Here is a 20364-nt window from a genome sequence, read left to right as displayed (position 1 = left end):
CGGGGCGTCGCGCTCAGCGGCTGATACGGAGCGAAGGTTCTGCGCCGCCGGGGTCGGGCAATGCGGCAGCGGCCAGCGGGTCGTGCAGCGCGGTCGGCACGCCCAGCGCGTTGGCCACGAAGATCGCTTCCAGCAGCATGATCAAGATCGGCATCGCGAGCCCGGAAAGCTGCGTCAGCCGCGCCTGCAGCGAGAGCTGGAAACGTTCGCCACGGCCCATGCGGTGCTCGCCGGGCATGTCCAGCAAGGCGAGGCGCTGGTCGTTGCGCGACGGCGATTCGAGGTTGCGCAGGGTGTCGGCGTGGCGCAGGCGGAATTCGTCGAGGATGTGCGACGAGATCGCGCCGGGGCCGACGTCTTCACACACCTTCTCGAATTCACGCGCCAGTTCGCGCAGACGATCGCCGCATTCGAGCAGCGCGCGGGCACGCAGCGCGTGGTTGGCCGAAGCGACCAGCACGACGCAAACCAGCACCGAGACGCCGAGGAAGATCTGCACCAGGTTGAGCACGTTGGGGGCGAGGGCCAGGCGGACGCCGGCGTTCTGCAGCAGCGGGATCAGGATCAGCCCGAGCGCGAGGGCCACCAGGGTGGCGAGCCAGAAGCGGCCCTGGCGCTGCAGCCTTTGCCCTGCGTAGCAGCGGCTGCGCGCCGAGGTACGGATGGCGAGCAATTGGCGCTGAGCGGAATTCGCGCTCAGTTCGTCGCTGCCGGAAACCCAGTCCGAAAAACTTGTCTGCATGCTTGCGTCATCGCCTCTGGCTGGAGGCCGTGTCACGCGCTTGCGTGCCGGCCGGGTTCAAGGATGCGGTATCGCGGGCGCGGGAGGGTGCGTTTCTGCCAAGCGCGCCACAGCCGGCATTGAACCCGAAAATGGCACGGGCCGATAGGGTTTGCTGCAGTGTACGCCGGGGTTCGGCGCCGCGCGCGCGGCGTCCCCGTCGCCTTCTTCGAGCGGCGCTCAGCGCAATGCCTCGGGCGGCGGCGCGCCGGTATTCGGGGTGACGCGCGGGAATTCAAGCGTGAAGGTCGTGCCTTCGCCCGGGCTGCTTTCCACCTCGATGGTCCCGGCCAATACCTCCTGCACGATGTTGCGCACGATGTAGAGGCCCAGCCCGCTGCCGCCGGTGCCGAGGCGGGTGGTGAAGAAGGGCTCGAAGATCCGTTCCCTGACCTCGGCCGTCATGCCCTGGCCGTTGTCGCGCAGGGTCATGCGGATGCGGTCGTCAGGCTGGACGGTGACCATCAGATGGATGTCGCCCCGCTCGCGCCCCTCAAAGGCGTGGGTCAGCGCGTTGAGCACCAGGTTGTCGATCGCCTGGGCGATTGCCCCCGGGAAGCTGTCCATCTCGATGCCGCCCGGTACGCTGGCATCGAGACGAACGCCACGACGCACCAGCGTCGGGTTGAGCAGGCCGACGATGTCATTGAGCTTGGTCTGCAGGTCGAAGCTGCGGCGCCGGTCACTCGACTGATCTACCGCGACTTCCTTGAATTTGGTGATGGTGCCGGCGGCGCGGTCGAGGCCGCGCTTGAGCAAGTGGGTGGCTTCGCGCACATAGGCATTGAAATCGCTGAGGTCGACTCGCCGGACGCGGCCTTCGGCGACGGCCATGTCAAAGCGATCGACCTCTTCGGTCAGCGCGCTGGCGGCGGTGACGCAGTTGCCGATCGGCGTATTGAGTTCATGCGCGACGCCGGCCACGAGGCTGCCGAGCGAGGCCAGCCGTTCTGCGCGCAGCAGGTCTTTCTGGGTGTGTCGCAGGCGCTCCTCTGCCTGACGTTGGCGCGTGATGTTGCGCCCGACCCCGCGGTAGCCGATGAAACGGCCGCGTGCGTCGTACTGTGGTGCCCCCGACAACACCAGGTAATAGTGCGTGCCGGTGCCCGCGGTGATGCGCAGCGTCTCTTCCGAGAACAGTTCGCGGCGCCCCATCTTTGCTTCGAGTTCGCGTGCCTTGATCACGTCGTCGGGCTTCAGGGGGAGTTCGGTAAGCCGGTGCGACAGCCAGGTCGGTGTTTCGATGCCGGAGCCTGGCAGATCCTTGCCGACGATTTCGGTAAAGCGCAGGTCGGCGTCGATCTGCCAGTAGCAGTCGGACGACAATTCTGTGAGCTCTCGGAACCGCGCCTCCTTGTCTCGCAGCGCGCTGATCAGCGGTCGCACGATCCTGCGCAGCGCCCATCCCGCCACCAGAATGATCGCCAGCACAACCGGCAGGATGCGGTGCCATTGCTTGCGCACCGGCTCGTAGAACTCCACCGCATCCTGCGACACCAGCATCCCGAGGCCGTTTCCGGCAATGCCCATCGCCATGCCGACACGGCCGATGGGGCCGAATACCAGCGTCATCGGGCGGCCGCGCTCGTCGGCGCTGATCAGCGGGTCCCAGTCCGGGCTGGTGCGCCCGGCAAGTGCCGCTTCGACATGGGACATCAGCGGCGAGCCTGCTGGCGGTGCGCGCAGGGTTTCGCCCGCACCGGAGAGGAAGCAGCGGATGTGTTGCGCATTTTCCCCGCAGACCGCCATGACGCCGGTTCGCCCAAGGTCATAGGTGTCGCTGACCAGTTGTTCCCAGGCGGGCACTGATTGTTCGATCTGCAACTCGCCGGTCTGCCCTTCCGCCGGGGTGTCCAGTTGCAGTCGCAAGAGCACGAAGGGGATGCCTTCTTCCCATTTGAGTTCCAGCTGGACCTTGCCGCGGGTATCGGCCCAGATGGTGGCTGCCTTTGAAAGCGTGCCGCGGTCCGTCAGGAGCTGGCCGTCGCGGCCTTCCACCCGGAATGCGCGTACGACACGGAAGGGCAGTTGTTCCTGGATGCGCTGGAACAGCTTGCGTCGCAGCGCCTCGTCGTTGCTGCGCTGCGCCTGGGCTGCCAGACGGGCGATCTCGGCGTCCTTCAGCAACGCCGCTGCGTCGGCATAGAGCCGTTCGGCGGCAAAGAAGAAAACCTGTTCCCGGTTACGGGCGACCATTCGTTGCTGCTGGTACAGCGAGCGTTCGATCTGCGTCTGCAGTGCGACCAGTGTGATGACCGTGCTGGCAAGCGTGACCGCGATCAGGAATCCGATCCCGATACGGGTCACGCGGACTTCCTCGCCGCGCGAACGGTCATTGAGCCGATAGCATTCCACAAACAGTTCGATGGCCAGCAGCAGAAGCGCGAGCGATACCGGCACCGGCGGCGCTGGCAAGTAGTGCCAGCCGTAGATCAGCGGCAAAGACAGCGCACCGAGCAGCACGCCGGCCAGCGCGAGGATGCCAAGCGCGCTCGCGACAATCTGGACGGCGGCCCGAACTCGCGGTGCCGTGCGAATGCCCTGTGCCAGGTAGGCCGCGGCCCAGAGCAACAAGAGACTGGCGGGCAGGGCCGACACATCCGCCGGCCACAAATCACGGGTCGTGCTCTCGTCGTGGTGGGGCCACAGTGGCAGCAATGGCAGCACCGCAATGACAACGACGCCAGCTGCAGCGATTCGGCCCGGTGCGGTGCGGCGTTGGCCCCAGGTCATTGCGATCGCGGCTGCAATGGCCAGGCAACCTGCCGTGGGGTGCAGCGTGGCGGTGGGCATGAAGGGTACGACGAGGGATCCCGCCGCAGTCAGCAAAGCGAGCGCGCCGTAAGCAAGCAGCAGAATCGAAGCTGCCCTGCGCAGCGTGATCATCGGGCCGCCACCGCAAGGCGCGACGAAAAGGGGGAAGGGTTCAGGCGTACTTGCCGCGGTGAGGGAGCAAACTTGGACACATGCGCCATATTCGTTGCGTTCATCTGTGTAAGTGACGGCTCCGCGCGACCAGACTTGAGTAATTCGAGCGTGTGACGGCAGGCGCGAAGTTGCCGGATCGCGCCGTGATCGTCTGAAGGCGGCCGGCGCATCACATCTTTGCGCGGCCCCACCCACAGTGGCGGGCCGCTTGCGTGGCGACCCTGCGCAAGTCCGCCTGCATTCAAGCCCGCGCGGCTGGATTACGATCCAGACTTATGGCTCCGACCGCTCTGCCCCAATTTGCCCGCGCGCTGCGTTCGCTCAATTATCGCCGTTACTTCATCGGCCAGCTGATTTCACTTGCCGGTACCTGGATGCAGCAAATCGCGATGAGCTGGCTGGCCTATCGCCTCACTCACTCGGCGCTGGTGCTCGGCATGATCAGCTTCTTCGGGCAGATCCCGATCCTGTTGTTTGCGTCAGTGGGTGGCGTGTGGGTCGACCGGGTCGATCGCCGCAAGCTGCTGTTGGCGACGCAGTTCCTCGCCATGATGCAGGCCGGGGTTCTGGCGATTGTCAGCTGGCAGGCCCTTGCCACCCCGACCCTGTTGATGGTGCTGGCATTCGCGCTGGGTTGTCTCAACGCACTGGATGTGCCGGCGCGCCAGGCCGTGGCGGTGCAACTGGTCGACAACCCGGACGATCTGCCCAACGCGATTGCGCTCAATGCGCTGCTGATGAACGGCGCGCGCTTCGTGGGGCCGGCGCTGGCCGGTGTGGTCGTCGCCGAAGCCGGCGAGACCGCCTGTTTCGTGCTCAACGCCCTGTCCTATCTGGCTGTGCTCGCTGCACTCGCGGGCATCCGTCTGAGTGCCGTGCCGAAATCCCGCGGGTCGGCACTGGCGGCCTTTCATGGGGGCTACCGCTATGCGCTGCAGCACCCGACGATCCGCCTCTTGCTGTTGCTGGTCGCAGGGGTCAGCTTCTTCGCGACTTCTTACTCCGCAATGCTGCCCATCTTTGCCCGCGAGGTCTTCGGCGGCGGCGCGCGCACTTACGGCCTGCTCGTCGGCAGCGCCGGGGTAGGGTCGCTGATCGCGAGCCTGGTGCTGGCGGCGCGCGACCCGGCAAAACCGGTGGGCAATCTGATTGCATGGGCGGCGCCCGGCATCGGCTTCTGCCTTGCCTTGTTCGCCCTCACGCCCTGGCTGGGGCTTGCGTTCGTCGAACTGATGGCGCTCGGGTTTTGCGTGATCGTGACCGTGGCCGGCAGCAACACGGTGATCCAGAGCGAGGTGGATGAGGCCTACCGAGGCCGGGTCGTCGGACTCTATTCGATGGCATTTCTTGGCGTGTCGCCGCTGGGCAGCCTGGCTGTCGGCGCGCTCGCCCATGCATGGGGTACCCGCCCGACCCTGCTGTGCGGCGCGTTCGTGACGGTATTGCTGGGCCTGACCTACCGTCATGTGGCGCTGGGGCTTGGTCACGCCGCCAGCGGCACACGGCCGGACAATCCACGCCGCTGAGGTCGTCCTCGTCCAGCTGCGAAACCGGCGGGCGCTGTCCCGCGCACGGCGCGGCACCCCATTTCCGGCGGGCGCGCTCGCAGCGGACGGACCGGATCCAGGGCGGTTGCTTCAGGCCTTCTGCGACGGGCTGCGCTGGTGCCTGGTCGGCCTCGAACGAACAATAAATCGTCGCGTGGCGATGGGGCGGACTTGAAAGCGGGCGGGGTCGCACCTATTATTAGCACTCGAAAGGGGTGAGTGCTAACAGCTTCGCGCTCGCTTCATCCCTCGGATTCCGTAATTTCGGGCCGGCTGACCGGCCCGACTCATTGAAAACGTACTACGTACGAGGAGTGACCTGATGAAGATCCGTCCTTTGCACGACCGTGTGATCGTCAAGCGCATCGAAGCCGAGCGCACCACTGCATCCGGCATCGTGATCCCTGATTCCGCAGGCGAGAAGCCGGACCAGGGCGAAGTCATCGCGGTTGGCCCGGGCAAGTTCCTGGACAACGGCGAAGTGCGCCGCGTTGATCTGAAGGTTGGCGACCGCGTGCTGTTCGGCAAGTACGCCGGCCAGACCGTCAAGGTCGATGGCCAAGAAGTCCTGGTCATGCGTGAAGAAGACATCCTGGGCGTGGTCGAGGCCTGAGCCTCCCGTTCCCCGGTCTGAAATCCAAGAACATTCAGGAGCTACACAATGCCCGCTAAGCAAGTTCTGTTCGGCGACGACGCACGCGTCAAGATCGTCAATGGCGTCAACATCCTGGCCAACGCGGTCAAGGTCACCCTCGGCCCGAAGGGTCGCAACGTGGTGCTGGAGCGCTCGTTCGGCGCCCCGACCGTGACCAAGGACGGCGTCTCGGTCGCCAAGGAAATCGAGCTGAAGGACAAGTTCGAGAACATGGGCGCGCAGATGGTCAAGGAAGTTGCTTCCAAGACCTCGGACAACGCCGGTGACGGCACCACCACCGCGACCGTGCTGGCCCAGGCCATCGTTCGCGAAGGCATGAAGCTGGTCGTGTCGGGCCACAACCCGATGGACCTGAAGCGCGGTATCGACAAGGCTGTCACCGCCCTGGTCGCCGAAGTGAAGAAGGCTGCCAAGCCGACCACCACCTCGAAGGAAATCGCCCAGGTCGGTTCGATCTCGGCCAACTCCGACAGCTCGATCGGCGACATCATCGCCAGCGCGATGGACAAGGTCGGCAAGGCCGGCGTGATCACCGTCGAAGACGGCAAGTCGCTCGACAACGAGCTGGATGTCGTTGAAGGCATGCAGTTCGACCGCGGCTACCTGTCGCCGTACTTCATCAACAACCAGGAGCGTCAGATCGCCGCTCTGGACAACCCCTTCGTGCTGCTGTTCGACAAGAAGATCTCGAACATCCGCGACCTGCTGCCGGTGCTGGAGCAAGTGGCGAAGGCTGGCCGTCCGCTGCTGATCATCGCTGAAGACGTCGAAGGCGAAGCCCTCGCGACCCTGGTGGTGAACAACATCCGCGGCATCCTGAAGACCGTTGCCGTCAAGGCCCCGGGCTTCGGCGACCGTCGCAAGGCCATGCTCGAAGACATCGCCATCCTGACCGGCGGCACCGTGATCGCCGAGGAAGTCGGCCTGACGCTCGAGAAGGCCACCCTGGCCGACCTGGGCCAAGCCAAGCGCATCGAAGTCGAGAAGGAAAACACCACCATCATCGACGGCCATGGCAAGGCTGAATCGATCCAGGCCCGCGTGGCCCAGATCGACGCCCTGATCGAAACCGCGACCAGCGACTACGACAAGGAAAAGCTGCAAGAGCGCAAGGCCAAGCTGGCCGGCGGTGTTGCGGTGATCAAGGTCGGCGCTGCGACCGAAGTCGAAATGAAGGAAAAGAAGGCCCGCGTTGAAGACGCGCTGCACGCAACCCGTGCCGCCGTTGAAGAAGGCGTGGTTGCCGGTGGTGGCGTGGCCCTGCTGCGTGCCCGTGCTGCCGTTGGCGCCATCAAGGGCGACAACGCCGACCAGGAAGCCGGTATCAAGATCGTGCTGCGCGCGATCGAAGAGCCGCTGCGCCAGATCGTTGCGAACGCCGGCGACGAGCCGTCGGTCGTGATCGCCAAGGTGCTGGAAGGTTCGGGCAACTACGGCTACAACGCTTCGAACGGCACCTACGGTGACCTGGTCGAGCTGGGCGTGCTGGATCCGGCCAAGGTCACCCGCACCGCGCTGCAGAACGCCGCATCGGTCGCTTCGCTGATCCTGACCACCGACGCAATGGTCGCCGAACTGCCGGAAGACAAGCCGGCTGGCGGCATGCCGGGTGGCATGGGCGGCATGGGCGGCATGGACATGGGCATGTAATAGCCCCGGTTCAGCCGACGCGCTGTACAAGGAAACCCCGCTTCGGCGGGGTTTCTTCTTTTCGGCGCCAGGAATCTGCGCGTCACCGTCTCCGCGCGAAGCGGTGCTTCCTGCCCGCAGCCGATCCGCTGCTGTTTCAAGATGTGTCCGCGGCAGGCCGGGGTCACACCTTGGCATATCGCCGCGCCGGCCGATACGTGCCTGAAGCAGAAGCGCATCCGCCGCGCGCTATGCTGCACCCATGTTTACCGAGCTTTCCGGCGCCGCCTCGCGCGCCAAGCAAGATCGCCGGCACTTGCGGCATCCGCTGCTCGCGCTCGCCAGCCTCGTCGTGCTGGCCGGCTGCGCCAGCGTCGGACCCGACTACCGCCCGCCTGATGGCCCTGACTACCCCGCCTGGCACAATGCCGTCGCTTCAACGCACGCAACGCCCGCCGACGCACGCGCACTCGCGCTGTGGTGGACGCAGTTCCACGACCCGACGCTGGATGCGCTGATCGATGCGGCACTCGCCGGCAATACCGATCTGAAGACTGCGCTGGCGCGCCTCGACGAAGTGCGCGCCCGCCGTGGCCTTGCCCGTGCGCAGCAGATGCCCGAGCTCGATGCCAGCGCCAGCGCACGCACCCAGGCGGCACGCCCCGCCGAGACTACCGTCACCACCCGCAGCTATGACGCCAACCTGTCGCTCAGCTGGGAACTCGATCTCTTCGGCGGCAAGAGGCGTGCGCTGGAAGCCGCCGAGGCAGACCTCGCCGCCGCACAGGCCAACCTGTACGCGGTGCGGGTGAGCCTGATCGCGGCGGTCGCCAATGCCTATGTGGATCTTCGTACGGCCGAGAACCGCCTTGCGGTGCTGCAAGCGACACTCGACAGTCGCGGCGAAACCGATCAGATCACCCGCTGGCGTGAGCAGGCGGGGCTCGCCTCGACGCTCGATGTCGCACAGTCGCGCAGCAGCCTGGAGCAGGCCCGTGCGGCGCTGCCTGCGGTTGAACGCAGCCTCAGCGAAGCGCGCAACCAGATCGCCCTGCTGCTCGGCAAAACCCCCGGCGCGGTCGACGCCATGATCGGTGCGAAGCGCGCGCTGCCTGAACTGAGCTTCTCGCTGGCGCTGGGCATTCCGGCCGATACCTTGCAGCAGCGCCCGGACGTGCGCGTCGCGGAACGCCAGCTCGCCGCGGCCACGGCACGGGTCGGCGAAGCGCAGGCGCAGCGCTATCCCAAGCTCACGCTCAGCGGCTCGATCGGCGTCGATGCGCTCAGTGCTTCCGATCTGTTCCGGCCCGAGGCGGTGCTCGCCAGTCTTGCCGGCGGCATTGCCGCACCGATCTTCGACGCCGGCCGCATCACGCAGTCGATCGCGATCCAGGATGCGCAACAGCAGCAGGCGCTGATCAACTGGCAGGCGACGGTGCTGCGCGCCATGCACGAAGTCGAGAACGCCCTCGTCGCATGGCGCACGTCGAACGAACGGTTTGCGAGCCTTGGCGTGGCGGTGACCGCGGCGGTGCAGGCCGAACAACTCGCCAGCCAGCGTTACGCCGCCGGGCTGATCGATCTCTCGGTGCTGCTCGACACGCAGCGCACCCTGCTCTCGCTGCAGGATCAACAGACCTCGGCCCAGGGCGACCGCGCCACAGCACTGGTCAATCTTTACAAGGCACTGGGCGGCGGATGGTCGCCGGATGCCGCGGGCGCGCAGCCTGCTGTCGGAGACACTCGCAATGACTGACCCTCACAAGGCCCTTTCGCTGGCGGCCATCGCGACCACCGCGCGCGGCAAGCGCGGCTGGGTGATCCTGATCTCCAGCCTGGTGCTGCTGGCACTGCTTGCGCTGCTGCTCGGCAAGACCTTCGGCGGCGCCGCGCCGCCCCGCTACACCACGGCCGACGTCAAGCGCGGCGACCTGGTGGTAACGGTGACCGCGACCGGCAAGCTCGAGCCGACCACGCAACTCACCGTTGGCTCGGAATTGTCCGGCACCGTCGCGCAGGTGCTGGTCGATACCAACGACCATGTCCGCAAGGGGCAGACCCTGGCGGTGCTCGACATCACCAAGTTGCGCGACCAGACCGAAAAGGCGCGTGCGGTGCTGGCCTCGGCCCAAGCTCGTCTTGCGCAGGCGCAAGCGACGCTCGTCGAGGCCGAAGCGGCCTTGGCGCGTCAGGAAGAAGTGGCGCGTTTGTCGGGTGGCAAGGTGCCGTCGAAGGCAGAACTCGACACCGCCCGGGCCACGGCCGCGCGCGCACGCGCCGACGTGGCCTCGGCGCAGGGCAGTGTGGCGGAGACCGCGGCGGCGCTGCGCACCAACGAAACCGATCTGGGCAAGGCAGAGATCCGCTCGCCGATCGACGGTGTGGTGCTGACCCGCAAGATCGACCGTGGCCAGACGGTGGCGGCGTCTTTCACCGCGCCGGAGTTGTTCATCCTCGCCGAGGATCTGTCGCAGATGCGCCTCAAGGTCGATGTCGCGGAAGCGGATGTCGGCAAGGTGCGCGATGGCCAGTCCGCGAGTTTCACCGTCGACGCCTGGCCGGACCGCAACTATGCCGCCAAGGTGACCAAGGTGCAGTACGGCTCGACCCTGGTCGAGAACGTGGTCAGCTACAAGACCGAACTCGAAGTCAGCAATGCAGACCTCACGCTACGCCCGGGCATGACCGCGACGGCCGACATTCGCGTCGCCGAGCGCAAGGGCGTGCTGATGGTGCCCACCGCCGCGTTGCGCTTCACCCCGAAGACCGAGACGAAGGCGCCCGAGAGTGGTGGGCTGCTCTCCAGCCTGATCCCGAAACCGCCGCGCCCGCAGCGCCCGGTGAGCAACCCGAGCGCGCGGGCACGGGCGATCGTCGAGGGCAGCGAACAGACCGTATGGGTGCTGCGGGAGAGCGGCCCCGAGCCGGTCAAGGTCAAGGCCGGGCTCAGCGATGGCCGCATGACCGAGATCCTCAGCCCTGCCTTGCGCGAGGGCGACGATGTGATCACCGAGCAGGTCGTGGAGACGCGCAAGAAATGAGCGCGTCGGTTGCGACTGATCCGTCGGTGTCGCCTGAGCCACCGCTGTTCCAGCTCTCCGGCATCACCAAGTCCTACGGGCGTGGCGAAGCCCGCTTCGACGCGTTGCGCGGCATCGACCTCGCGATTCCGCGCGGCCAGTTCGTCGCGGTGATGGGGCCGAGCGGGTCCGGCAAATCTACGCTGATGAACATCCTCGGCTGCCTCGACACGCCTACTGCCGGCGAGTATGTGTTCGACGGTCAGCATGTCGAGCGCTTCGACAGTATTCAGCGCTCGCTGCTGCGCCGTCACCATCATGGCTTCATCTTCCAGGGCTTCAACCTGCTCGCGCGCACCTCGGCGCTTGAGAACGTTGAACTGCCCTTGTTGTACCGCGGGCTGCCGCGCCGCGAGCGCGAGGCGCTGGCGCGCGAAGCGCTCGTCTCGGTCGGGCTGGACGGAAAGTTCCGCAATACGCCGGCCGAACTTTCCGGCGGGCAACAGCAGCGCGTCGCGATCGCGCGGGCCATCGTGACCCGTCCGCTGGTGCTGTTCGCCGACGAGCCGACCGGCAACCTCGATACCCGCACCAGCCAGGATGTGATGGCCCTGATCACCCGGCTCAATGTGGAGCGCGGCATCACAGTGCTGATGGTCACGCACGAAGCCGACGTCGCGGCGCATGCGCAGCGCATCGTGCGGGTGAAGGATGGCCTGATCGATACCGATTCGCTGCCGATGGAGGCCGCGCCATGCTGCTGAACGCATTGCTGCTGGCCCTGCGCGAGATCCGTCGCAATCTGATGCGCGCCTTCCTTACCGTGCTGGGCATCGTGATCGGCGTGGCAGCGGTGATCACCATGGTGACGCTGGGGCAGGGCGCCACCGATGCGGTCACTGCCCAGGTCGCGAGCCTTGGCAGCAACCTGATCATCGTGCGGCCTGGCGCGGCGATCGGCATGCCGCAAGGCGGTGTCGCACGCTTCAAGATGAGCGATGCGCCGGCGTTGGTCGACCGCGTATCGGGCATCGAGGCAGTGGCACCGGTGACGAACCGCTCGGTCAGCATTGTGTACCAGCAGAAGAACTGGACCACCAGCGTGGTCGGTTCGACGCCGGAATACTTCCAGATCGCGAATCGCGAAGTGCTGAGCGGCCGCGCCTTCAGCGCGGCGGATCTGCGCAGCGGGCGCGCGGTGTGCGTGATCGGCAATACCGTGCGCAAGGAGCTGTTCGCCAACGACGATCCGATCGGCGCGAAGATCCGCGTGAATACGATGTCCTGTGAGGTGATCGGCACCCTTGCGGTGAAGGGGCAGTCTTCTTTCGGCGCCGATCAGGACGACACCATCCTGCTGCCGATCACGACCTTGCAGCGGCGCCTCGCAGGGCGTCAGGGCACCCAGCAGGTGGGGCAGATCTTCGTGTCGGGCAAGGATGGCGTCGATGGCGACGTGCTGGTCGCGCAGATCAGCGCGGTGATGCGCGAGTTGCGCAACATCGCGCCGAACGAGTCGGACGACTTCTCGGTGATGGATACGCGCCAGATCGCGCAGGCGCTCAGCTCCACCACCCGCGTCATGACATCACTGCTCGGTGCGGTTGCTGGCGTGAGCTTGTTGGTCGGCGGCATCGGCATCATGAACATCATGCTGGTGTCGGTGACCGAGCGCACGCGCGAAATCGGCATCCGCCTCGCGATCGGCGCGCTGCCGCGCGAGGTGCTGCTGCAGTTCCTGGTCGAGGCGGTGACGCTGTCATCGCTCGGCGGGCTGATCGGTGTGCTGCTCGCCTTGCTCGCATCGACCGTCATGGCGGGGGCGATGAACGTGCCTTTCACTTTCGACCTGCGAATCAACCTGCTCGCCTTCGGTTTTGCGGCGGCGGTCGGCGTGATCTTCGGTTTCATGCCGGCGCGTCGCGCGGCGCAACTCGACCCGATCGAGGCGCTGCGGCACGAGTGAGCAGGGCCGGGTGAAGCGTGCGGCGCGGCCGACGGCTCCTCGCCGCCCACGCCGCGGCCCGCGCTATCAAGCCGGCAGTTGAAGCAAGCGGTCGAGTTCGCCTTCGAGTCGCGCCGCGGTGCCTTCGCCTTTTGCCTTGCGCGCGGCGGCGACAAACTCGTCGCGGATCGCCACATAGTCGGCCAGCGTTTCCGCCTTCTCGACCTGAAGCTGCAGCATGAATCCGCGCAGCCCGAGGGTCTCGCGAATGTGCTCGTTGAAATAGCTGTAGAGCTGGCGCAACTGCTGGGCCGCGTCCGGCACTTCGCCAGATGCGGTTACCACGTCCTCCGTGGCCTCCGCGATTTCTGCGTCGAAACCCGCCTCAGTCTCAGCCTCGGCGGTGGCGCTCGCTTCGCTGTCGGCAATCGTGTCCGGGCTGACGCTGCCGCCCGCCGGTGCGATCAGGCCAAGGTCGGCCAGTTCGGTGAGGTGCGCTGCGCTGACGCCGATCGCCTGCAGGGTATCCAGCAGATCGCCGGCACTGTGCTTGCCGTCCACCAGCACCAGCAGGGAACGCAAGCGCGGATGCAGGCGGATCTGGCGCGCCTGGATTTCATGCACGCCGGCCGGCGTCTTGAAGTAGATCGTTTCTCTCATGTTGTCAGCCTCCTCGGGCATGTCCGGTCTGGCATGCCTCTCTGTTGTCCGGCGCTTTGTGCTGCGCTGGCGCTTCGCAGTGTTACATAACTTGCCGGCGAGGCACCGCCGCCGGCACCTTCCGAAACAGGGCCGCCGGGCGGGGTTCCGGCTTGGGTGTGTTGGAAAAAGACAACAGCACAGTACAGTGCCGTATGGAGGAATAATCCATAAGGAATATGCGGTTGGCAAGTCGCGTCGGCGGTATGGCCTGCACCGCAAGGCTTTTGACGTGATGGGGTGGTCGGGTCGTGGTGTTGCGTCTGGGCCCGGATCGAATTGCCGCTTGATTTGCGGTCACGCAACAGTAATATCGAACGTGGCTGCCCTCACGTGGCCAAACATTCTTGAAGCCCCGTGCGGATCGTGCGGGGCTTTTTTTCGCCCGGCGAATGCCGTGGTCGCTGTAGGCGCCGCTCCGAAGGGCGAGTGCTACACTCCGCCGGCGAGGCGCGGGTGCCCTGCCTGCGCGGCTTTCGGGGCGTTAAATGCGAATCCTCTTGGCCGAAGACGACGAGATCATCGCCGACGCGCTGGTGCGGGCGCTCAAGCGCGGCGGCTTCGCAGTAGATCATGTGCCGACCGGCACCGAAGCCGACGCCGCGCTCGCCAGCCAGACCTACGACCTGGTGGTGCTCGATCTGGGTTTGCCCCGCTTGCCGGGCATCGAGGTGCTCAAGCGCCTGCGCGCACGCAAGTCCACCACGCCAGTACTGATCCTGACTGCGCAGGATGCAATCGAGGAACGCGTGCGCGGCCTCGACGCGGGCGCCGATGATTACATGACCAAGCCCTTCGCGCTGCCCGAACTCGAGGCGCGCGCCCGCGCGCTGACCCGGCGCGGCACCGGCCAGGGACGCTGCATCACGATGGGGGCGCTGTCTTACGACCAGGCTGATCGCGTCGTGATGGTCGGTGGCCAGGTGGTGGAGCTTTCCGCGCGCGAGATCGGCGTGCTCGAAACCCTGCTGCTGCGCGCGGGACGACTCGTCAGCAAGGAGCAACTGGTCGATCACCTGTGCGGCTGGGGTGAGGAGGTGTCTCACAACGCCATCGAGGTGTATGTGCACCGCCTGCGCAAGAAGCTCGAACCGTCCGGGCTGAAGATCGCTACCGTGCGCGGCCTCGGTTACTGCCTCGAAAAGCCGGATGCGGCTACCTAGATGGCCGGGTTCCGCGTCGTCCAAGGGCGGCGCGGGCGGGCGCCGGACGCCCTATTCGCTCTTTGGCGAGATCCTCGACTGGATGCTCGCGCCGCTGCTGTTCCTGTGGCCGATCTCCATCATTGCGACCTACCACGTCGCGCAGGGCATCGCCGACAAGCCCTATGACCGCGCCCTTGAGGCGGACGTCGCCGCAATCGCGCGCCTGATCCAGGTCGACGCGAAGGGGCGTGTGAGCGTCAACTTCCCGGCGTCGGCGCGCGCGCTGCTGCGCGCTGACGAAGAGGATGCCATCTACTACCAGGTCATCGGTCCGCAGGGTGACCTGATCGTCGGCGATGCCGAACTGCCCAAACCGGCGCCCGAGCCGCTGGTCGAAGACGGCCGTGCGGCCCATCCGGTGCATTTCGCGGATCTGGAGGTCGGCGGCGAAGACGTGCGCATCGCCAGCCGGCGCTTCGCGCTGCCGGGCGGCCACGGTGAGGCGATCGTGCAGGTGGCTGAAACCCGCAATAAACGCGAAGCGCTGGCCTCGCGCATCGTCACCGGTGTGCTGCTGCCGCAGTTCCTCGTCATTCCTGCGACCGTGGTGCTGGTGTGGCTCGGGCTGACGCGCGGCATCGCGCCGCTGAGTCGCTTGCAAGCATTGATCCGCCGCCGTCGGCCGGCCGACCTGTCACCGGTGGAACCGGCCAGCGTGCCGGAAGAGGTGCGTCCGCTGATCGTGGCCTTCAACGACATGATGCAGCGCCTCGATGAAAACCTGCAGGCCCAGCAGCGCTTCGTGGCCGATGCCGCGCACCAGATGCGCACGCCGCTGGCGGGGCTGAAGATGCAGACCGAGCTGGCCTTGTCCGAGCATGATCCGGAAGTCCTGCGTGCGTCGCTTGAACGCATCCACACCAGTGCCGAACGAGCCGCGCACCTGATCAACCAGCTGCTCGCGCTGGCGCGCGCGGAGGCGAGTTCGCACGGTACCAGCGGGCTTGAGCGGATCGACCTTGAAAAGCTGGTGCGCGAGGTGGCAACTGAATTCGTGCCACGCGCCATGCACAAGGGGGTCGATCTGGGCATCGACACGACCGGTTGGCCCCTGACCGTGGACGGCATCCCTGTCCTGCTGCGCGAGATGCTGAAGAACCTGGTCGACAACGCGATCAAATACACCCCGCGCGGCGGCCATGTCACCGTGTTCACCGGCTACGACGCCGAGCGCCCGCTGGTGGCCTTGCTGGGCGTGCAGGATGATGGCGTCGGCATCCCGCCGGAAGATCGCGAACGCGTGTTCGAACGTTTCTACCGGGTGCTCGGCAGCGGCGTCGAGGGCAGCGGACTTGGCCTGCCTATCGTGCGCGAGATCGCCGATCTGCACGCCGCGGTGATCAGTGTCGAGGGGGGGCCGGAAGGACGTGGCACCCGGTTCATTATCGAGTTTCCGCGCGCCGGGGAACCTGTCGGGCCGCATCCGGGCGCTCGCGAGTGAGGCTCGCGATGCTCGCCGATACGACAGCCGCGTGTTGGTGCGCCGCAGCGTAAGCCGGGCGTAAGACAGCGCTTCTAGCCTCCGCCGGTCGCCTATCCGCATGGAATAGCGGGGCGACCATAAAAAGCCAACCACAACGGAGGAGAGAGACATGGCACAGGCCGGGAGCATGGCCATCGAGCCGCAGGCTCGAAGCATCACCGCCGAGGAACGCAAGGTCATTTTTGCGTCATCCCTGGGCACCGTATTCGAGTGGTACGACTTCTATCTCTACGGCTCGCTCGCCGCGATCATCGCCAAGCACTTCTTCGCCGGCGTCAACGAGACTACTTCGTTCATCTTCGCGCTGCTCGCGTTCGCCGCCGGCTTCGCAGTGCGTCCCTTCGGCGCGATCGTGTTCGGCCGCCTCGGCGACATGATCGGCCGCAAGTACACCTTCCTGGTGACGATCCTCATCATGGGGATGTCCACCGCCGTGGTCGGCATGCTGCCCACCTATGCGTCGATCGGCGTGGCGGCCCCGGTGATCCTGATCTCGCTGCGCCTGCTGCAGGGTCTGGCGCTGGGCGGCGAGTACGGCGGTGCGGCCACCTATGTGGCCGAACATGCGCCTAAGGGCAAGCGCGGCCTGTTCACGTCCTTCATCCAGACCACCGCGACGATGGGCCTGTTCCTGTCGCTGCTGGTGATCCTCGGCTGTCGTACCGCGCTGGGCAAGGATGAGTTCGAAGCCTGGGGCTGGCGGATTCCCTTCCTGATCTCGGTGCTGCTGCTGATCGTGTCGGTGTACATCCGCCTGCAGCTCAACGAGTCGCCGGTGTTCAAGAAGATGAAGGAAGAGGGCAAGGCCTCCAAGGCGCCGCTTACCGAATCCTTCGCGCGCTGGGACAACCTCAAGATCGTCATCTTCTCGCTCTTCGGCGGCACCGCCGGCCAGGCCGTCGTCTGGTACACCGGCCAGTTCTATGCGCTGTTCTTCCTGCTGCAGACGCTGAAGATCGACCCGATGACCGCCAACCTGCTGATTGCCGGTTCGCTCGCCATCGGCACGCCGTTCTTCATCGTGTTCGGCGCGCTGTCCGACAAGATCGGGCGCAAGCCGATCATCATGATCGGCTGCGTGCTTGCCGCGCTGACCTACTTCCCGATCTTCAAGGCGCTGACCGAGTACGGCAATCCGGACATCTTCGCCGCGCAGGCGAGCAGCCCGGTGGTGGTGGTCGCGGACGAAGCCCAGTGCTCCTTCCAGTTCGACCCGGTCGGCAAGGCCAAGTTCACGAGCTCCTGCGATATCGCCAAGGGCGGGCTGGCCAAGAAGTACATTCCCTACGCCAACCAGGCGGCGGCGCCGGGTGCGGTTGCGCAGATCAAGATCGGCAGCACCGTGATCAGCAGCTACGAAGGTACCGGCCTCTCGAAGGAGGATGCCAAGGCCAAGAAGGATGCCTTCGACAAGGAGCTTGGTGCGGCGCTCAAGGCTGCGGGCTACCCGGACAAGGCCGACCCGGCCAAGACCAATATCCCGATGGTGCTGGCGCTGCTGACGATCCTGGTGATCTACGTGACGATGGTCTACGGCCCGATCGCAGCATGGCTGGTGGAGCTATTCCCGGCGAAGATCCGCTACACCTCGATGTCGCTGCCGTACCACATCGGTAACGGCTGGTTCGGTGGCTTCCTGCCGACCGTGGCGTTCGCGATGGTGGCGGCCACCGGCGATATCTATTACGGTCTGTGGTATCCGATCGTGATCGCGCTGATGACCGCAGTGATCGGCACCTTGTTCATGCCCGAAACCAAGGACCGCGATATTCACCACACCTGATGCGTTGCAGCGGCGGGGCTTGCGCTTCGCCACGCACGACCGCCCGGCGACCGCCGGGCGGTGCCTTGAGAAACGCATCGAGTGCTGCGGTCTCGATATCAAGGCCTTGAGAGGCCGCAATTGAAACTTGCCCTGCTCGCCGACATCCACAGCAACATCGAGGCGCTCGATGCCTGCCTCGCGCATGCACAGGCGCAAGGCGTCGAGGGCTATGTGCTGCTGGGCGATCTCGTCGGCTATGGCGCCGACCCCGGCGCGGTGATAGACCGCGTGATCGGGCTCGGTGACGCCGTGCAGGCTGCGGTGCTCGGCAACCATGATGCCGCCGTCGTTGGCCGTGGTGACGAGCCGATGAACGACGAAGCGCACGCGGCGATCATCTGGACTATCCCCCGCCTGACTCCCGCGCAACGCAGCTATCTTGCGCAACTGCCGCTGGTGCAGGTCGATGGCGATGCGACCTGGGTGCACGCCAGCGCGGATCAGCCGGAGGCGTTCAACTATGTCGCCAGCGCGGCCGAGGCACGCGCCAGCCTGAACGCGGCCGGCACTCGCTATGTGTTCAGCGGGCATGTGCACGACCCGACGCTCTACTACGTCGGCGCCGACGGGCGCCTGACCCCCTTCCTTCCTACGCCTGATGTCGCGATCCCGGTCGGGCGCCATCGCAGCTGGCTCGGGATCGTTGGTTCCTGCGGGCAACCGCGCGACGGCAAGACCGGGGCCTGGTATGCGCTCTTCGATCGTGACCGATCGCGCCTGAGCTATCACCGCGTTCCGTACGACAGCGCGGCCGCCGCGGCGAAGATCCGCCGTGCGGGCCTGCCGGACCGTTTCGCGCAGCAGATCGAAGGCATTTGCTGATGCTCGCCACCGAGCTGTCGCCCGGCGCAGAGCTCGACGGCTACCGCATCGAAGCTCGTCTGCACTCAGGCGGCATGGCGGTGATCTACCGCGTTTCGCGCGACGATCTGCCGGCCCCGGCGGTGATGAAGGTGCCGCGCCTGGGACACGGCGAAACCGGCGCGACGGTGGTCAGTTTCGAAGTCGAGCAGATGGTGCTCGAAGTGCTCGACGGCGGCCCGGTGCCGCGCCTTTTCGCGGTGGGCGACATCGAGCGCAATCCCTATCTGGTGATGGAGCTCGTCGAGGGGCGTACGCTGGCTGACCTGCTGAGCCAAGGCCCCTTGCCGGAGCTTGATGTCTGCCGGATCGTCGCGGCCGTCGCTCAAGCGGTGCAGCAACTGCACGAGCGCGAGGTGATCCATCTCGACCTCAAACCATCGAACATCATCCTGCGCGCCGATGGCAGCGCCGTGCTGATCGATCTCGGTCTGGCGCGCCATGCCCACTTGCCGGACCTGCTGGCCGAAGAGTTCCGCCGCCCGATGGGGTCAGCGCCCTACATCGCGCCCGAGCAGGTGCTGGGCGTTCGCAGCGAGGCGCGCAGCGACGTCTTCGCGCTTGGGGTGATGCTGTACGAATGCGCAACCGGCCACTACCCGTTCGGTTCGCCGACGACGCCCGGCGGCATGCGCAAGCGCTTGCGCTCGAGTCCCGTTCCGCCGCGCGCCTTGGTGCCGACGCTCTCCGAGGCGTTTCAGGAGACGATCTATCGATGCCTTGAAGTCAAAGTCGAGCAACGCCTGCCAAGTGCGAAGCAGCTCGCGTTCGAGCTGCAGCATCCGGATCAGGTGGCGATCAGCGAGAAGGGGCGCTGGTCGCGCCGGCAAGGCGGCCTGCAGCGGCTGCGCAAGTGGCTGTTCGGACTGGGCTATGAACCGCCGCTCACGGTGGCGCCCACAACACGCGCTGCCGATGCGCCGATCATCATGGTTGCCGTGGCGACGGCCTATACCAGCGACACGCACCAGCAGGCGATACGCAACGCGGTGCAGCGCTTCGCGCTGGCGATGCCCGCGGCGCGGGTGGCCTGTGTGACGGTGACCAAGCCCGCGCCGGTGATGGGCACATCCGACGAAGCGGGCAGCGCGCCGCGGGTGCATCTGCAGCAACTGGTGCAGTTACGCCACTGGGCAGAGCCGATCGGGCTGCCGCCGGCGCGGGTGACATTCCATGTGCTGGAAGCGGGCGACCCTGCAGAAGGCCTGCTCGAATACGCGCGCAGCAATCGCGTCGATCACATCGTGATCGGTGCCTCGCCGCCCAACATGGTCGGCCGCAACATCCTTCCTCCGGTTGCCGACAGGGTCGTGACCGACGCGCCTTGCAGCGTGACGATCGTGCGTCCGCGCGCCTGAGCGCGCTGTAAGCGAACCGTCAGCGCGCCGTCAGCGCAGAGTCAGCGTCGCTCGCTAGGCTTCGGCCTCACGCTGTCAAAGGCGCGGACAAAAACGAGGAGGGACAATGGCCAGCAAAGCAATCAATTGGGCGGCGATCGATGCCGACCCGAGGTTCCAGCGACTGCACGCCAAGAAGACATCATTCCTGATGGGGCTGATGATCTTCTCGGTGGTGTATTACTTCCTGCTGCCGATCGGGGCGGCGTATTTCCAGGATATCTACAAGATCAAGGTCTTCGGGCCGGTGAACGTCGGCCTGCTGTTCGCGCTGTCGGAATTCATCGTCGCCTGGAGCATTGCCTTCTACTACTCGAAGAAGGCCAACACCGAGTTCGACGAAATGGCGGCCGAACTTGTGCGTGAAGCAGAACGGATCGGGGGCTGAA

General features: G+C 66.0%; 16 protein-coding genes. 13 read left to right on the top strand and 3 right to left on the bottom strand.

Annotation, left to right across the window (positions count from 1 at the left end; translation table 11 throughout):
- Positions 1-13: 13 nt before the first annotated feature.
- A complete protein-coding gene (locus tag GGR36_RS11435) occupies positions 14-742 on the bottom strand; it encodes an SLATT domain-containing protein (RefSeq protein WP_183634710.1) in 729 nt (242 codons plus the stop codon).
- A 219-nt stretch (positions 743-961) separates the two neighbouring features.
- Positions 962-3667, bottom strand: a complete 2706-nt coding sequence (locus tag GGR36_RS11430; RefSeq protein ID WP_183634709.1) for a sensor histidine kinase — start codon at positions 3665-3667, stop codon at positions 962-964.
- Positions 3668-3984: 317 nt separating this feature from the next.
- On the opposite strand from GGR36_RS11430, the gene GGR36_RS11425 reads away from it, so the two are divergent.
- The 7 genes from GGR36_RS11425 (at position 3985) to GGR36_RS11395 (ending at position 12526) form a co-directional block, all read left to right on the top strand.
- Positions 3985-5235, top strand: coding sequence for an MFS transporter (locus tag GGR36_RS11425; RefSeq protein WP_183634708.1), 1251 nt, complete (start codon positions 3985-3987; stop codon positions 5233-5235).
- Between the two features lie 343 nt (positions 5236-5578).
- Positions 5579-5869, top strand: coding sequence for a co-chaperone GroES (locus GGR36_RS11420; RefSeq protein WP_183634707.1), 291 nt, complete (start codon positions 5579-5581; stop codon positions 5867-5869).
- Positions 5870-5917: 48 nt separating this feature from the next.
- Positions 5918-7561 (top strand): chaperonin GroEL, encoded by a 1644-nt coding sequence (groL, locus tag GGR36_RS11415; RefSeq protein ID WP_183634706.1) that lies wholly within the window; start codon positions 5918-5920, stop codon positions 7559-7561.
- 241 nt (positions 7562-7802) lie between these two features.
- Positions 7803-9296, top strand: coding sequence for an efflux transporter outer membrane subunit (locus tag GGR36_RS11410; RefSeq protein ID WP_183634705.1), 1494 nt, complete (start codon positions 7803-7805; stop codon positions 9294-9296).
- A complete protein-coding gene (locus GGR36_RS11405) occupies positions 9289-10581 on the top strand; it encodes an efflux RND transporter periplasmic adaptor subunit (RefSeq protein ID WP_207064236.1) in 1293 nt (430 codons plus the stop codon). Before GGR36_RS11410 ends, GGR36_RS11405 begins: the two co-directional genes overlap by 8 nt.
- Positions 10578-11324: an ABC transporter ATP-binding protein gene (locus GGR36_RS11400; RefSeq protein WP_242533052.1), complete on the top strand. Its 747-nt coding sequence runs from the start codon at positions 10578-10580 to the stop codon at positions 11322-11324. Before GGR36_RS11405 ends, GGR36_RS11400 begins: the two co-directional genes overlap by 4 nt.
- Complete coding sequence (locus GGR36_RS11395; RefSeq protein ID WP_183634704.1) at positions 11315-12526, top strand: ABC transporter permease; 1212 nt, start codon at positions 11315-11317, stop codon at positions 12524-12526. Before GGR36_RS11400 ends, GGR36_RS11395 begins: the two co-directional genes overlap by 10 nt.
- A 66-nt stretch (positions 12527-12592) precedes the next feature.
- Here GGR36_RS11395 and GGR36_RS11390 read toward each other — a convergent pair whose 3' ends face one another.
- Positions 12593-13165, bottom strand: coding sequence for a hypothetical protein (locus GGR36_RS11390; protein ID WP_183634703.1), 573 nt, complete (start codon positions 13163-13165; stop codon positions 12593-12595).
- Positions 13166-13692: 527 nt separating this feature from the next.
- Here GGR36_RS11390 and GGR36_RS11385 point away from each other — a divergent pair.
- From GGR36_RS11385 to GGR36_RS11360, 6 genes are all read left to right on the top strand, one after another.
- A complete protein-coding gene (locus GGR36_RS11385) occupies positions 13693-14367 on the top strand; it encodes a response regulator (RefSeq protein WP_183634702.1) in 675 nt (224 codons plus the stop codon).
- Complete coding sequence (locus tag GGR36_RS11380; protein ID WP_183634701.1) at positions 14354-15850, top strand: sensor histidine kinase; 1497 nt, start codon at positions 14354-14356, stop codon at positions 15848-15850. Before GGR36_RS11385 ends, GGR36_RS11380 begins: the two co-directional genes overlap by 14 nt.
- A 151-nt stretch (positions 15851-16001) precedes the next feature.
- Positions 16002-17675 (top strand): MFS transporter, encoded by a 1674-nt coding sequence (locus GGR36_RS11375; protein ID WP_183634700.1) that lies wholly within the window; start codon positions 16002-16004, stop codon positions 17673-17675.
- 120 nt (positions 17676-17795) lie between these two features.
- Positions 17796-18539 (top strand): metallophosphoesterase family protein, encoded by a 744-nt coding sequence (locus GGR36_RS11370; protein WP_183634699.1) that lies wholly within the window; start codon positions 17796-17798, stop codon positions 18537-18539.
- Positions 18539-19936 carry a serine/threonine protein kinase gene (locus tag GGR36_RS11365; RefSeq protein ID WP_183634698.1) on the top strand — a complete coding sequence of 466 codons (1398 nt, stop codon included), beginning with the start codon at positions 18539-18541 and terminating at the stop codon, positions 19934-19936. Before GGR36_RS11370 ends, GGR36_RS11365 begins: the two co-directional genes overlap by 1 nt.
- A 106-nt stretch (positions 19937-20042) precedes the next feature.
- Complete coding sequence (locus GGR36_RS11360) at positions 20043-20363, top strand: DUF485 domain-containing protein (RefSeq protein ID WP_183634697.1); 321 nt, start codon at positions 20043-20045, stop codon at positions 20361-20363.
- Position 20364: the final 1 nt, after the last annotated feature.

Origin of the sequence: Niveibacterium umoris (genome assembly GCF_014197015.1) — a bacterium.
Lineage (GTDB): Bacteria > Pseudomonadota > Gammaproteobacteria > Burkholderiales > Rhodocyclaceae > Niveibacterium > Niveibacterium umoris.
Note: the sequence above shows the minus strand (reverse complement) of the source record. Positions and strands in the feature narration are given on the sequence as shown.